This is a genomic window from Streptomyces sp. MBT53, assembly GCF_016654115.1.
Lineage (GTDB): Bacteria > Actinomycetota > Actinomycetes > Streptomycetales > Streptomycetaceae > Streptomyces.
The window spans coordinates 1-14587 of record NZ_JAEQAZ010000120.1; the positions used below are offsets into that span (position 1 = coordinate 1).

Annotated in this window: 12 protein-coding genes and 1 tRNA gene; 9 read left to right on the forward strand and 4 right to left on the reverse strand. The window is 67.9% G+C overall.

Going from position 1 to position 14587, the window contains the following annotated elements; all coding sequences use genetic code 11:
* Positions 1-236 precede the first annotated feature (236 nt).
* Positions 237-575, forward strand: coding sequence for a hypothetical protein (locus tag JHN45_RS33830; RefSeq protein ID WP_200710983.1), 339 nt, complete (start codon positions 237-239; stop codon positions 573-575).
* A 171-nt stretch (positions 576-746) separates the two neighbouring features.
* Here JHN45_RS33830 and JHN45_RS33835 read toward each other — a convergent pair whose 3' ends face one another.
* The 3 genes from JHN45_RS33835 to JHN45_RS33845 all read right to left on the reverse strand — a co-directional run bounded on the left by JHN45_RS33835 (position 747) and on the right by JHN45_RS33845 (position 2390).
* Positions 747-1184: an RICIN domain-containing protein gene (locus JHN45_RS33835; RefSeq protein ID WP_200710984.1), complete on the reverse strand. Its 438-nt coding sequence runs from the start codon at positions 1182-1184 to the stop codon at positions 747-749.
* A 439-nt stretch (positions 1185-1623) separates the two neighbouring features.
* Entirely contained in the window at positions 1624-1956 is a 333-nt protein-coding gene (locus JHN45_RS33840) for a hypothetical protein (RefSeq protein WP_234468091.1), read from the reverse strand.
* A 362-nt stretch (positions 1957-2318) separates the two neighbouring features.
* Positions 2319-2390, reverse strand: a tRNA-Arg gene (locus JHN45_RS33845).
* 59 nt (positions 2391-2449) lie between these two features.
* On the opposite strand from JHN45_RS33845, the gene JHN45_RS33850 reads away from it, so the two are divergent.
* From JHN45_RS33850 to rho, 7 genes are all read left to right on the forward strand, one after another.
* On the forward strand, positions 2450-3046 hold the full coding sequence (locus tag JHN45_RS33850; protein WP_236584416.1) for a response regulator: 597 nt from the start codon (positions 2450-2452) through the stop codon (positions 3044-3046).
* Positions 3047-3171: 125 nt separating this feature from the next.
* Positions 3172-4311 (forward strand): ArgS-related anticodon-binding protein NrtL, encoded by a 1140-nt coding sequence (gene nrtL / locus JHN45_RS33855; RefSeq protein ID WP_201052903.1) that lies wholly within the window; start codon positions 3172-3174, stop codon positions 4309-4311.
* Between the two features lie 68 nt (positions 4312-4379).
* On the forward strand, positions 4380-5777 hold the full coding sequence (gene lysA, locus JHN45_RS33860) for a diaminopimelate decarboxylase (protein ID WP_200710988.1): 1398 nt from the start codon (positions 4380-4382) through the stop codon (positions 5775-5777).
* A gap of 155 nt (positions 5778-5932) precedes the next feature.
* Positions 5933-7225: a homoserine dehydrogenase gene (locus tag JHN45_RS33865; protein WP_200710989.1), complete on the forward strand. Its 1293-nt coding sequence runs from the start codon at positions 5933-5935 to the stop codon at positions 7223-7225.
* A gap of 6 nt (positions 7226-7231) precedes the next feature.
* Positions 7232-8290: a threonine synthase gene (gene thrC / locus JHN45_RS33870; RefSeq protein WP_200679749.1), complete on the forward strand. Its 1059-nt coding sequence runs from the start codon at positions 7232-7234 to the stop codon at positions 8288-8290.
* 280 nt (positions 8291-8570) lie between these two features.
* Positions 8571-9512 (forward strand): homoserine kinase, encoded by a 942-nt coding sequence (gene thrB / locus JHN45_RS33875; RefSeq protein WP_019073189.1) that lies wholly within the window; start codon positions 8571-8573, stop codon positions 9510-9512.
* A gap of 402 nt (positions 9513-9914) precedes the next feature.
* Positions 9915-11948 (forward strand): transcription termination factor Rho, encoded by a 2034-nt coding sequence (gene rho, locus JHN45_RS33880; RefSeq protein WP_201052906.1) that lies wholly within the window; start codon positions 9915-9917, stop codon positions 11946-11948.
* A gap of 133 nt (positions 11949-12081) precedes the next feature.
* Here the strand turns inward: rho and JHN45_RS33885 are convergent, their stop codons facing one another.
* Positions 12082-12768, reverse strand: a complete 687-nt coding sequence (locus JHN45_RS33885; protein WP_200710991.1) for a hypothetical protein — start codon at positions 12766-12768, stop codon at positions 12082-12084.
* 262 nt (positions 12769-13030) lie between these two features.
* Here JHN45_RS33885 and JHN45_RS33890 point away from each other — a divergent pair, with 262 nt between their 5' ends.
* A complete protein-coding gene (locus JHN45_RS33890; protein ID WP_200710992.1) occupies positions 13031-14587 on the forward strand; it encodes a phospholipase A2 in 1557 nt (518 codons plus the stop codon).

Genomic DNA, 14587 nt, shown 5'->3' on the forward strand with positions numbered 1-14587 from the left:
GGCGGCCACGGTGGCGGCGGCCACCACTGACCCCACCGGCACCATGACGTCCGACCAGTGACGTCCCGGCGGTGACGTCCCACCAGTGACGTCCCGGCAGTGACGTGAAACCCACGGCGCGCCGTCCCATCCAGGGGCGGCGCGCCGTTCGTCGATCCGACCATCCATCCACCGACTGCAGCCCTGCCCGTCCACACCCCTGAGGAGGCAGCCTCACGGCCTCCTATACTCCAGGCGTGTCTGAAACGTCGTACTTCTTTCATGTCTCGTCCGTACTCAACCGCAGGTCGATCGCACAACACGGCCTGGATTGGACCCGGATGGGCGCCGCACGGGGAATCGCCGGCAGCCGCCGCCCCGAAGCGGAGGGCATCTTCGTCTGCCGGGGCGAAGAGGAAACAGAGTTCTTCTTCCGGCTCAACAACACCGGCGGCCCGGTCGACCTCTGGTCCGTGGACGACATCGACGAGGCACTGCTCCTCGACAACGGCAACGGATTCGCCTACTTCCCCGACCGCATACCGGCCGCGCGGGTCCGCCTCGTGCGATCGGATGTTCCGCAGCTGGGTTCTTGACTTCGCGCGGCGGAGAAGCGGCGCCGCTGTCCAGAGAGCAAGCAAGACTCCTGCGCCGATGGGCCGACTTCGGACATCCACCCAACGGCACGGGAGCCTTGCAGACTGCGGTCGGTACGACCGTCACGCCGCCGGTGACATCACCGACAGATCTCAATGACGTGCCGGCAATCAGTAGTACAGCGTCCTCCAGCTCTGCTGCGGTTGGCTGTTGCAGTCCCAGAGCTGGACTCTGGTGCCATTGCGTCCGATCGTGTTGAGGTCCGCGTCGACGCAGCGGTAGCTGTACCGACTGACAATGCGGTGCGTCGCACTAGTAGTTCCCCCAGTGATGCTCCATTTCTGCTGCAGCGTGCCGTTGCAGTCCCAGAGTTGAACTTTGGTGCCGTTGCGTCCGATCGTGTTGAGGTCGGCGTCAAGGCACTTCTTGTTCTTGGAACTACGAATAGTTCCGTCTCCGTACAGAATCCAGTTCTGCTGCACACTGCGATTGCAGTCCCAGAGCTGGACCTTGGTGCCGTTGGCTCCGATGCTGTTGAGGTCTGCGTCCACACAGCGCCCACTCTTCACGCTTTTCCACACGAAGACGGGGTGGCTTGCGGCCTGCACGGTCCCTGTCCCTGAAAACGCCAGTACGGAAACCAAACCGCACACGAGTGCCCATCTTCTGTTCATAATTCCCCCCGGAGTTGTGGCGCCGAACTTTGGATGGGCATGGTCGCACGCCTGCCCACGGCCAGGTAAGAGCGCATGCGCGACTTCCGAGGAAGTGAAATGAAACGACCAAAGGTGACCATTTATATCTAGGGAATGTGTGCTTCAGTGAGCGACATACGGCAATGACAAAGAGCAGGACCCGGTGAGACTGGTTCCCGCTCTTCATGCGTGGCATCTATGCCGGCCGACCGCATAATCTCGGACAACAGCACGGAGTTCACGCAGGAGGCCCTCGGGTCTGTCCTGCGCGAGGCGTGCGGAAGGCCCAACTGGACTCGGATGGAGCCGAGTTGCTGTGGGCTCGGCTCCGACGCGGTGTACCGCTTGTCGGCTACTGCACGTCTGATGAAGCGAGCTTGATGAACTGCTCCAACACCTCTCGTGCCTGCGTGGCCAAGGCTTGCACTTCTGTTTTGTCGGTTGCCAGGTGTAAAGCGGACGTTCGGGCGTAGGCGTCCTGCGCGGCATCGATCAGTGTCTGCGTGCTTACGATGAGCTGGACCCGGAACAATGCGTGAAGGGCAACCCCGCGGAGCCGGTGAGCCTCCAAGCGAGCTTCAGTGGACGCTGGGCCGTCAGGATCCTCGCTCCAGCGGTACCAACGATCTTGTTGCCCGCGCCGGAATTCGGTCAGTGCCCCGGCGAAGTCGCCGTAGACGGTCATCCGATCCGAACGTAACTGTTGTTGAGCCGAGAACAGTTGGTCTCGTGCGGACGCGTTGCGCTGGAACGCGTATGTGACAGCCGATCCCAACAAGGTGCCTGCAATCGCGACTAAGGCTGAGACGACACCATTCACTGGAGCAGAACACCACAAGCTTGTTGCCCGGCCAAGCGCAAAATGAGCCTTGCTCGGGCTCCCACGAAGGACGCCTGGCCTGCGAAGAGAGCGGTCAAGATCATTGCGTCGCCATCTCGTGATCACTGGCAAACGCCTGCTTCCAACGGCATCCGCCCGCACACACACGAAGACCCCGCACTCAGCTGACGCGCTGATGGCGGGGTCTTTGGGCACCCAATACAAGGTGCCCCCGGCAGGATTCGAACCTGCGCACACGGCTCCGGAGGCCGTTGCTCTATCCCCTGAGCTACGGGGGCGTGTTCGTCGCGGTGTTCGTGGCGACGGGTAGAACCCTACCAGCTCCATACCCGTGTTCATGAACAGGTTTCCCGGTGGTCAGAGAGGTCGGGGGAGAGGTGGTTCGGGAGGTGTCCCGGGTCGCTCGCAGGGGGTGGAAGTGGGGAAAACCCGGACGCGGTGGCCGGTCCGGACCTACTCTCGAGTTGTGCCAGGCGCGTCGGGTCGGGTGCTTGTTGTGGACGACAACAAGGTCATCCGGCAGTTGATCAGGGTCAATCTCGAGCTGGAGGGTCTCGAGGTCGTGACCGCGGCCGATGGTGCCGAGTGTCTGGACGTCATTCATCAGGTGCAGCCCGATGTGGTCACCCTCGATGTCGTGATGCCCCGGCTGGACGGACTGCGTACCGCCGCTCGGCTGCGCAGCGATCCCCGTACCCGTGATCTCCCCCTCGCCATCGTCAGCGCCTGCACTCAGCACGAGGTCGAGAGCGGACTCGACGTCGGCGTCGACGCGTTTCTCGCCAAGCCCTTCGAGCCTTCCGAACTCATCGCGCTCGTACGGCAGTTGATCGAGCGCGGGCGGCGTGACGCGACGGGCGGGCTGTCCATCGGCGGTCCCTTCGGTGCGGGCGAGGCCGAACGGGCCGGACGAGGTGGCCGTAGCGGCGGCTGACGGGCTGCCCGGGTCCCAGACGCCGGACATGGAGACCTCGACCCGCCTCCATCCCGGCGTCCACATCCCGGACCCCCGGCCAAACCGGCTGGCCTACCCACCCCCCTCCTCCCTACGCTTGTCCCGTGACCCCCGTCGAGCTCTCCCGTACCGTGCTGTGCGCGGTGCGCCGTGCTGTCGAGGGCGGGGAGCTGAGCGTGGTCGTGCCGGAGACGGTTTCGGTGACCGTGCCGGGGGCCGGCGGGTGGGGTGACTACGCCACCAACATCGCCCTTCAGCTCGCCCGGCCCGCCGGAGAAACCCCCCGTCACGTCGCCGAGCTGCTGCTGCCGCATCTGGCCGGCGCGCAGGGCGTCAGCGGTGTCGAGATCACCGGGCCCGGGTTTCTCAACATCAGTCTGGGGAGTACCGCGTCCACCTCGCTCGTCGCGGAGATCCTGCGACGCGGACCGCGGTACGGGTTCGTCGACGGCCGAACCATCGGCGATGACAGCCCCCCTAACACCCCAGTCGCTCACCTCGTACGACTTCACGCCTCCGACGAGCCACGCGCCCTCGTCGTCATGGACGTCGTCGCCCGCCTCCTGCGCTCACAGGGCGCCGACGTCCGCACCAGCTGTGAGACCGGGTCACCCGAGCCCGCCTGGGCGACCGTTCTCGGTGTCGCCGGTGTCGCCCCCCAGGAACCCGCCCCGCTCGACCTCGACCCCGACTTCAACCTCGACCCCGACCTCGGCCTTGAAGTCGTACGTCCTGTCCCCGTCCCCACCTCCGACCTCGCCGGCCTTCTCGCCCTCGGCCGCGATGCCGCCCGCTGGGCTCTCCTTCACCCCGCCGCCCATGACCGGCCCCGTCTCACCGCCGACCACCTCGTGCAGCGGGAGTCGAATCCCCTCTTCCGGGTCCGTTACGCCTACGCCCGCACCCGGGCCGTCAGCCGCAACGCCGCCGACCTCGGATTCACCGCCCGACCCGGCGACGTACAAGAGGCCACCACCTCCCTCAGGCATGAGGTCACCCCCCTCCTCGCCGACCACCCCCGCGTCCTGTCCCGCGCGGCAGCGCACCGCGCTCCCGATCTGCTCGCCCGTCACCTGGTCGCCGTAGCGGATGCGACGCTGCTTCTCCTTCCCGCGGTGCTTCCGCTCGGGGACGAGAAACCCTTGGCCGCCCACCGTGCCCGGCTCGCGCTTGCCGAAGCCGCCGGGGCGGTGCTCGCCGGTGGCCTGTCCCTGCTCGGCATCGACGGACCCGAACACCTCTGAGCGCGAAGACCGACGCAGACACCACTCACTCGATCTCCGCGCCAGGAAGAGACAGAAGAGAACACGACATGAGCCGTTCCGCACACCCCGCCGGTCCCCGTCACGCCGATGTGCTGCCCGAGGGGCACTACTCGGGGCCCGCCGCCGATCTCAACGCCCTCGACCCCAAGGTGTGGGCCCAGACCGTCACCCGTGACGACGACGCGAACGGTGTCGTCACCGTCGGCGGCATTGACGTGAAGACGCTTGCCGAGCGGCACGGGACCCCTGCCTACGTTCTCGACGAGGACGATTTCCGGCAGCGTGCCCGGGCCTGGCGTACCGCCTTCGGGCACGACGCCGATGTCTTCTACGCCGGCAAGGCGTTCCTGTCCCGTGCCGTCGTGCGGTGGTTGCACGAGGAGGGGCTGAATCTCGATGTGTGTTCCGGGGGCGAACTCGCCACCGCCCTCTCCGCCGGTATGCCCGCCGACCGCATCGCCTTCCACGGAAACAACAAGTCCGTGAGCGAGATCACGAGGGCCATCGAGGCCGGTGTCGGGCGGATCGTTCTCGACTCCTTCCAGGAGATCGTGCGCGTCGCCCATATCGCGCAGTCCCTCGGCAAGCGGCAGCCCGTGCAGATCCGGATCACGGTCGGTGTCGAGGCGCATACGCACGAGTTCATCGCCACCGCTCATGAAGACCAGAAGTTCGGGATTCCGCTGGCCGGGGGGCAGGCCGCCGAAGCCGTACGGCGGGCTCTTCAGCTCGACGGGCTGGAACTGATCGGGATTCACTCCCACATCGGGTCGCAGATCTTCGACATGTCCGGGTTCGAGGTCGCCGCCCACCGGGTTGTCGGGCTGCTGAAGGACATTCGCGACGAGCACGGGGTCGAGCTGCCCGAGATCGACCTCGGAGGCGGGCTCGGGATCGCGTACACCAGCGACGACGATCCCCGTGAGCCGCACGAGATCGCCAAGGCGCTCACCGAGATCGTCACCCGTGAGTGCGATTCGGCCAAGCTGCGGACTCCTCGTATCTCCGTCGAGCCCGGGCGTGCGATCGTCGGGCCCACCGCGTTCACGCTCTACGAGGTCGGCACCATCAAGCCCCTCGACGGGCTGCGGACGTACGTGTCGGTCGACGGCGGCATGTCCGACAACATCCGGACGGCGCTCTACGACGCCGAGTACAGCGTCGCCCTCGTGTCCCGCCGCTCCGATGCCGAGCCCATGCTCGCGCGCGTCGTCGGCAAGCACTGCGAGAGCGGGGACATCGTGGTCAAGGACGCGTTCCTGCCGGGGGATCTGGCACCCGGTGATCTCATCGCCGTACCGGCTACGGGCGCGTACTGCCGTTCCATGGCCAGCAATTACAACCATGTGCTCCGGCCGCCGGTCGTCGCCGTGAAGGACGGCGAGTCGCGGGTCATCGTCCGGCGGGAGACCGAGGAGGACCTGCTCCGGCTCGACGTCGGTTGAGTCGCACTCTGCGGAAACAAATGGGGTGGAAGATCTCCCGTCTTCCACCCCTGTGAAAATGAAATCGATGTCTCACGATCCGGACTATGGATAGAAAGTCCCGTCCGGTGAGTGAGACTGGTCCAACCGATGACGGTATGAGGAAACGAGGTCGGATGATGCGTACGCGTCCGCTGAAGGTGGCGCTGCTGGGCTGTGGAGTGGTCGGCTCAGAGGTGGCGCGCATCATGACGACGCACGCCGACGACCTCGCCGCCCGCATCGGCGCACCGATCGAGCTCGCGGGGGTCGCGGTACGGCGGCCCTCCAAGGTCCGTGAAGGCATCGACCCCGCCCTCGTCACCACCGACGCCACCGCCCTCGTCGAACGCGGCGACATCGATGTGGTGGTGGAGGTCATCGGGGGTATCGAGCCCGCCCGCTCGCTCATCACCACCGCCTTCGAGCACGGCGCCTCCGTCGTCTCCGCCAACAAGGCGCTGCTCGCCCAGGACGGCGCCGCCCTGCACGCCGCCGCCGAGCGGCAGGGCAAGGACCTGTACTACGAGGCCGCCGTCGCCGGGGCGATTCCGCTGATCCGGCCGCTGCGCGAGTCCCTCGCCGGGGACAAGGTCAACCGGGTGCTCGGGATCGTCAACGGGACCACCAACTTCATCCTCGACAAGATGGACTCGACCGGGGCCGGGTATCAGGAGGCCCTCGACGAGGCCACCGCGCTCGGGTATGCCGAGGCCGACCCGACCGCCGACGTCGAGGGCTTCGACGCCGCCGCCAAGGCCGCCATCCTCGCCGGAATCGCCTTCCACACGCGCGTGCGTCTCGACGACGTCTACCGCGAGGGGATGACCGAGGTCACCGCCGCCGACTTCGCCTCCGCCAAGAACATGGGCTGCACCATCAAGCTGCTCGCCATCTGCGAGCGGGCCGAGGACGGCGGGTCCGTCACCGCGCGCGTGCATCCCGCCATGATTCCGCTCAGCCATCCGCTGGCCTCCGTGCGCGGCGCCTACAACGCCGTGTTCGTCGAGTCCGACGCCTCCGGGCAGCTGATGTTCTACGGCCCCGGTGCCGGTGGCGCTCCGACCGCCTCCGCCGTCCTCGGCGACCTCGTCGCCGTGTGCCGCAACCGGCTCAACTCGACCACCGGGCCAGGGGAGTCGGCGTACGCCGGACTGCCCGTGTCGGGCATGGGCGAGGTCGTCACGCGGTACCACATCAGCCTCGACGTCGCCGACAAACCAGGTGTTCTCGCACAGGTCGCCACCGTGTTCGCCGAGCACGGTGTCTCGATCGATACGGTTCGGCAGCAGGGGAAGGACGGCGAGGCCTCTCTCGTCGTCGTCACGCACCGCGCGTCCGACGCCGCCCTGGGCGGGACCGTCGAGGCGTTGCGCAAGCTCGACACCGTGCGGGGTGTCGCCAGCATCATGCGGGTTGAAGGAGAGTAACCAGCAATGACCCACCAGTGGCGCGGAATCATCGAGGAGTACCGGGACCGGCTCCCGGTGTCCGACAGCACGCCGGTCGTCTCCCTCCGCGAGGGCGGCACGCCTCTCGTGCCCGCGCAGGTGCTCTCCGAGCGCACCGGCTGCGAGGTCCACCTCAAGGTGGAGGGCGCCAACCCCACCGGGTCCTTCAAGGACCGCGGTATGACCATGGCCATCACGCGGGCCAAGGAGGAGGGCGCGCAGGCCGTCATCTGCGCCTCCACGGGCAACACCTCCGCGTCCGCCGCCGCCTACGCCGTGCGCGCCGGGATGGTCTGTGCCGTCCTCGTGCCGCGCGGGAAGATCGCGCTCGGCAAGATGGGCCAGGCCCTCGTGCACGGCGCGAAGATCCTCCAGGTCGACGGGAACTTCGACGACTGCCTCACCCTCGCCCGCGAGCTGAGCGACAACTACCCTGTGGCGCTGGTGAATTCGGTCAACCCGGTGCGCATCGAGGGCCAGAAGACGGCCGCCTTCGAGATCGTCGACATGCTCGGCGACGCGCCCGACATCCACGTCCTGCCGGTGGGCAACGCGGGCAACATCACCGCGTACTGGAAGGGCTACAAGGAGTACGCCGGCGACGGCATCGCCGCGAAGACTCCGCGTATGTGGGGGTTCCAGGCGTCCGGGTCCGCGCCCATCGTGCGCGGCGAGATCGTCAAGGACCCCTCGACCATCGCCACCGCGATCCGCATCGGCAACCCGGCCTCCTGGCAGTACGCGCTCGCCGCGCGGGACGAGTCCGGCGGGTTCATCGACGAGGTGACGGACCGTGAAATCCTGCGCGCCTACCGGCTGTTGGCCGCACAGGAGGGTGTTTTCGTCGAGCCCGCCTCCGCCGCTTCCGTCGCCGGTCTGCTGAAGGCGGCCGAGCAGGGCAAGGTCGACCCGGGCCAGACCATCGTCTGCACGGTGACCGGAAACGGTCTGAAGGACCCCGACTGGGCCGTCGCCGGCGCCCCGCAGCCCGTCACGATCCCGGTCGACGCGCCCACGGCCGCCGAGCGACTCGGACTCGCGTAGACCCACAAGCGGAACGGCATCCGGGGGAGATCCCCGCAGGGGGTGCACAGGGGGCTTACGACACGCATCGTGCGCCTCCTGTGCGCCCTATGTCGCCACAGAACCTTCCTTCGATAGGCTGTACCGAACCCGCCCGCCGCATATGCCTGCGCGCATGGCTCGGCACCGCGCCGTCTCCACGGCCCGAGGGTCTCCACGTACCTATCGGATGTCATCGAACTTCATCGCACTTCATCGAATGTCTTCGACAATCACGCAGCTCAAGGAGAGTCATCGAGCGATGGCCGGTCCAGCCTTCCGCGCCGCCGCCGTCCGGGTGCGCGTCCCCGCCACCAGCGCCAACCTCGGCCCGGGCTTCGACGCCTTCGGCCTCTCGCTGGGGCTCTACGACGACGTCGTCGTCCGTGTCGCCGACTCCGGGCTGCTCATCGACATCGCGGGCGAGGGCAGCGAGACCCTCCCGCGCGACGAGAACCACCTCCTCGTACGGTCCCTGCGCACCGCCTTCGACCTGCTCGGCGGACAGCCGCGCGGCCTGGAGATCGTCTGCGCCAACCGCATTCCGCACGGCCGCGGCCTGGGCTCCTCCTCCGCCGCCATCTGCGCCGGCATCGTCGCGGCGCGCGCCGTGACCATAGGCGGGGACTCCAAGCTCGACGACACGGCCCTGCTGGAACTCGCCACCGAGATCGAGGGCCACCCCGACAATGTGGCGGCCTGTCTGCTGGGCGGCTTCACGCTCTCCTGGATGGACGCCGGCGCCGCGCGGGCGATCAGGATGGATCCCGCCGGTTCCATCGTTCCGGTGGTTTTCGTGCCCGGGAAGCCCGTCCTCACCGAGACCGCGCGCGGCCTGCTCCCGCGCAACGTCCCGCACGTCGACGCAGCCGCCAACGCGGGCCGCGCCGCACTGCTCGTCGAGGCCCTCACCCGCCGCCCCGAACTGCTGCTGCCCGCCACCGAGGACCGGCTGCACCAGGAGTACCGGGCACCGGCCATGCCCGAGAGCGCGGCGCTCGTCGAGCGGCTGCGCGCGGACGGGGTGCCGGCCGTCATCTCCGGTGCGGGGCCCACCGTGTTGGCGCTCGTCGACGCCGACAACGCCGACAAGGTCGCCCATCTCGCCGGCGAGGGCTGGGCCGCCAACCGGCTCGACCTCGACGAACAGGGCGCGTGCGTACTTCCGCTCGCGGCCCCGAGCAGCGCCCCGAGCAGCAATTGACTACGTACCGTCGCCGGATTTCGAGAGGGGGAATGTTTGTTGGATCCGGTAGTGTTAATCTCAAGTCTGCACCCGACCCCACCATGGCGAGGTGCTTGTTGTCCCCGTCAGGGACAGACATTCTTCCGGGAGCCTCCCAAACCACACTCTGTTCCGTCCGGGCACTGAGTGGTTCGCCGGGCACGCTCCGGAAGCCGGGAAAGCTCCGGAATTGGTGCGACCAAGCAACGTGACACAGCCACTCGGTGCCACTGCTTTGGGAAGCGCCGTCACCAGAAATCTCTTCCGCCGCTGAGGCGGACCACCGCCCCGGCACGGTTCACACAGCAAGAACCGAAGCCGGACAGCACAACCGGTCGCCGAGCCAGACAGGCCGACGTCCGCTCCAGGGAAGGACCCTTCGTGAGCGACACCACCGATCTGATGGGCGCGCGTGTCGAGGAGACCGCTGCCGCGCCCGCCACGGACGCCTCCGCGCCTGCCACCGGTGCCGGCTCCCGGCGGCGCCGCGGTACCGGCCTCGACGGCATGGTGCTGGCCGAGCTGCAGCAGGTCGCATCCGGCCTCGGCATCAGGGGCACCGCGCGCATGCGCAAGAGCCAGCTGATCGAGGTCATCAAGGAGGCGCAGGCGGGCGGAGGTGCTCCGGCCAAGGCCGAGACCGCCACCGAGACCAAGCCCAAGCGCCGCGCCACCTCCAAGACCCGTACGGGCGACGAGACGGTCGCCCCGGCCGAGGAGAAGGCCGAGAAGGTCGCCGCCGAGAAGGCCGTGGCCCAGCAGCAGATCGAGATTCCTGGCCAGCCGGCCAGCGAGGACGCTCCGGTCGAGCGCCGTCGGCGCCGTGCCACCGCCGAGGCGGGCAGCCCCGAGACGGTCGTCGCCGAGGTCAAGAGCGAGCCGCGTGCCGAGACGCCCGCCGCCGCGCAGGGCGAGGCCAGGGGCGACGTCGGTGACGACGGCCGTCAGGGCCGCCGTGACCGCCGTGACCGCGACCGCGGTGGCCGTCAGGACCGTGACCGCGGCGACCGCCGCAAGGGCGACGAGCAGCAGGGCGGCAGCCAGCAGCAGGACCGTCAGCAGAGCGGTGGCCGTCAGGACCGGCAGCAGCAGGGCCAGCAGCAGAGCGGTGGCCGCCAGGACCGTCAGGACCGGCAGCCGCGCGACAACGGCCCGCAGGACGACGACGACTTCGACGGCGGACGCCGTGGCCGTCGTGGCCGTTACCGCGACCGTCGTGGCCGTCGCGGCCGTGACGAGTTCGGCGGCACCGCCGCGGGCGAGCCGCAGGTCGCGGACGACGATGTCCTGATCCCCGTCGCGGGCATCCTCGACATCCTCGACAACTACGCCTTCATCCGTACGTCGGGCTACCTGCCGGGTCCCAACGACGTGTACGTCTCCCTCGCCCAGGTCCGCAAGAACGGCCTGCGCAAGGGCGACCACGTCACCGGCGCGGTCCGTCAGCCGAAGGAGGGCGAGCGCCGCGAGAAGTTCAACGCGCTCGTGCGCCTCGACTCGGTCAACGGCATGGCGCCCGAACACGGCCGCGGGCGGCCGGAGTTCAACAAGCTGACGCCGCTGTACCCGCAGGACCGCCTCCGTCTGGAGACGGACCCGGGCGTCCTCACCACCCGCATCATCGACCTCGTCGCGCCGATCGGTAAGGGCCAGCGCGGTCTGATCGTGGCCCCGCCGAAGACCGGCAAGACCATGATCATGCAGGCGATCGCCAACGCGATCACGCACAACAACCCCGAGTGCCACCTGATGGTCGTCCTGGTCGACGAGCGTCCGGAAGAGGTCACCGACATGCAGCGGTCGGTGAAGGGCGAGGTCATCTCCTCGACCTTCGACCGCCCGGCCGAGGACCACACCACGGTCGCGGAGCTGGCCATCGAGCGCGCCAAGCGCCTGGTGGAGCTGGGCCACGACGTGGTCGTACTCCTGGACTCGATCACGCGTCTGGGCCGTGCCTACAACCTCGCCGCGCCCGCCTCCGGCCGTATCCTCTCCGGTGGTGTCGACTCCACGGCGCTGTACCCGCCCAAGCGCTTCTTCGGCGCCGCGCGCAACATCGAGGACGGCGGCTCGCTGACCATCCTCGCCACCGCGCTCGTCGACACCGGCTCGCGCATGGACGAGGTCATCTTCGAGGAGTTCAAGGGCACGGGCAACGCCGAGCTCAAGCTCGACCGGAAGCTCGCCGACAAGCGCATCTTCCCCGCGGTGGACGTCGACGCGTCCGGTACCCGTAAGGAAGAGATCCTGCTCGGCAGCGACGAGCTGGCCGTCACGTGGAAGCTGCGCCGGGTGCTGCACGCGCTCGACCAGCAGCAGGCGATCGAGCTGCTTCTCGACAAGATGAAGCAGACGAAGTCGAACGCCGAGTTCCTGCTCCAGATCCAGAAGACCACGCCTGGCAACGGCGACTGAGGGTCGGCCTGAGAGCTGTCGTACCAAGAGAGAAGGGCCGTCCCCGCTGAGGGGGCGGCCCTTCTCTCTCTGTGTGTTTCTTGAGCGGCGCAGCCCCTTCTGTAGTGATCTAGGTCACGTGAATGCGGGGTCTTTACCTCCGCTTTGCCGGGGTGAAAGGGCCGGTGGGGGGCGCTGCGAACGCTGTGACCACGGTGGTCGTGCCGGTCACCGAGCCGTCCAGACACAGCGACCCGCCCAAGACCCGCAGGTCGACGTAGAAATGCGTGGTCGCCCCGGACTTCCGCAGGCTGTGGATGCGCTCATTGATGTAGCCGAGATCGTTGAGCATTGTCCTGATCTCGCCGGGCGTCGGGGCCGTCGGGCGACTGAGTGCCTTGGTGATGCGCTTGGAGTGGAGGCGGCCTTCGCACTTCTCGACCGCGCTCAGCGTCACGTCCTGTGGTGTCCCGGAGGTGCGCGGCGTCGGTTCGGTGCTGCCGGGTGCGGACCCGTCGACCGGCAACGGCTCCACGGGCGCGGTCGGCGGCTTCTCGCCGGCGGGGGTCGGTTCCTCTTCGGGTGGCGCGTCCGGTGCGCACGGCTGCCCGACCGTGTTGAGCATGTTCATGAAGGCAACGCGCTGATCCGGGGTGGGTGCACCGCCCTTCGAACCGGCGTCGACGGCGTCGGCGGACGCCTTCCGGGCGTCGTCGGCAGATGTCCCCCCGGTGCCGCAGGCGGTGAGCGTCAATGCGGCGAGGGCGATCGTCGCGAGGGTGAGCCGCGGACCGCACGGAGAGTGGGCTAATCCGCTGGGCCGGGCGGGATTTGGTGGCATGCGGACAGTCTCCGAACAGGCCGACCGGCGCACATGAGTACGCGTACTCAATGGTTATCGGCCAGCGTACTCAAGGGTGTCGACGGTCCTTCACCGGAGCAAAGAAGCGGACTATTTGATTCCCTATAAAGTCTCTTGTGGCTTTGTTGGTCAGCTCTTTATGGTCTGCAGCGATCAAGTGAGTTGATCTACACGAGGGGGATTTGTGCGCAAGTCAGTTGTGCCACTCATCACGGCGCTCGCTCTTTCGTTACTGCTTCCAATGCAGCCCGCGGCGGCGGACACCGTCGACCCGCCACTCGCCACGGGCGAGATCCAGCAGATAGGCCCCGGCCTGTACTTCACCGAGGCCCAGTCCTTCCAGATCGCCGAAAGCGACGTGGCTGTCGGCGGGATGGGCCGCAGACACAGCGTAGTCGCCCAGGCGGGCAGTGTCGCCCGGCCGGAATCGGCACCCGCGTCCCGCGCCGACATGGCCGCATTCGGACCCGGCTGGGAAGCGGAATTCCTCGACGGCACCCTCAATCGCAAGCTGGAACAGCAGGACGGCGACATCGTGGTCACCGACCTCGGGGTCGGCGAATCATTCCACTACGACCTGACGAGCAGCATCGCCTATCCGAGCGGCGGCGGTGTCAACAAATACCAGACCACCGACGGCTCCAAAATCACCGAAACCACGAAATGGGACACCGCGGCCGGGGCCATGGTCACCACCATCGTCGAAAGTCTCGGCGTGGACCTGTCCGTGACGGGGACGGGGGACGACACCTTCACCGACGCGAGCGGCAACCCGGTGCCGGCCGCGGACCTCAAGCCCACCTTCGCGTGGAGCCAGGTGGCGCCCGGCAGCGACAAGTGGCGGGTCACCAGCGTGGGCAGCACGTCCAACGGCTCCTCCACCGTCGCCTACGACGCCCAGGGCCGGGTGTCCACGATCGACGAGCCGGCCGCAGGGGAGACCCCGCAGCAGTCGCTGAAGGTCACCTACGCGTCGAGCACGACCGCTTCCGGGACATCGCTCGGTGACTACACGGGGCGCACCCGGGAGATCACCCTCACCACCGGCTCCACGACGCAGACGGTCGCCCGATACGCCTACGACTCCTCGGGCCTGCTGCGGACCATGACCAACCCCGTCGAGAGCGCCGACCCGGTGGCGTCGTACTCCTACGACACGATCGGCCGCGTCTCCGAGATCAGCTCCCCGGCGAACGGCGCCTGGGACCTCACCTTCCCGGCCGAGTCGGCCGCTCCGAACGTCGAGGAGTCCGGCCTGTCGCGCCCGGCCTCGCAGTCCGTGTTCCAGGGCGCGGCCGGCATCAACGACCCCACTGTCGTCGGCCCGCCGGCCACCGACATCATCCCCGGTGAGATCTCCGACCCCCAGGCGTACCCGCGCCAGTGCAACACCGCCACATCCTGGCTGTGGTACACGAAGAGCGGCTGCGCCGCGTGGGCCGCGCACTACGGCTGGCACGCCCCGTACTGGAAGAAGCTGCCCAGCGGCTACTACGTGGTCGGCATCAACCACGACCACTGCACGAGCTCTCCGGACAAGCCCTCCGGCTACGACTTCCGGTCCGCCTGTGACATGCACGACTACGGGTACGGCCTGATCGGCAACACCTACAAGGGCTACAAGTACTACCTCGACCGCAACAAGAAGTCGAACGTGGACAACGCCTTCCACACCACGCTCCGCGACTACACCTGCTCGGCCTACCGGTTCAAGAGCCTGTGCCGCAGCATCGCGCACACCTACCTCAAGTTCGTCCAGCGGTACGGGAACCCGAAGAACGGCGCCAACGCCACCTGA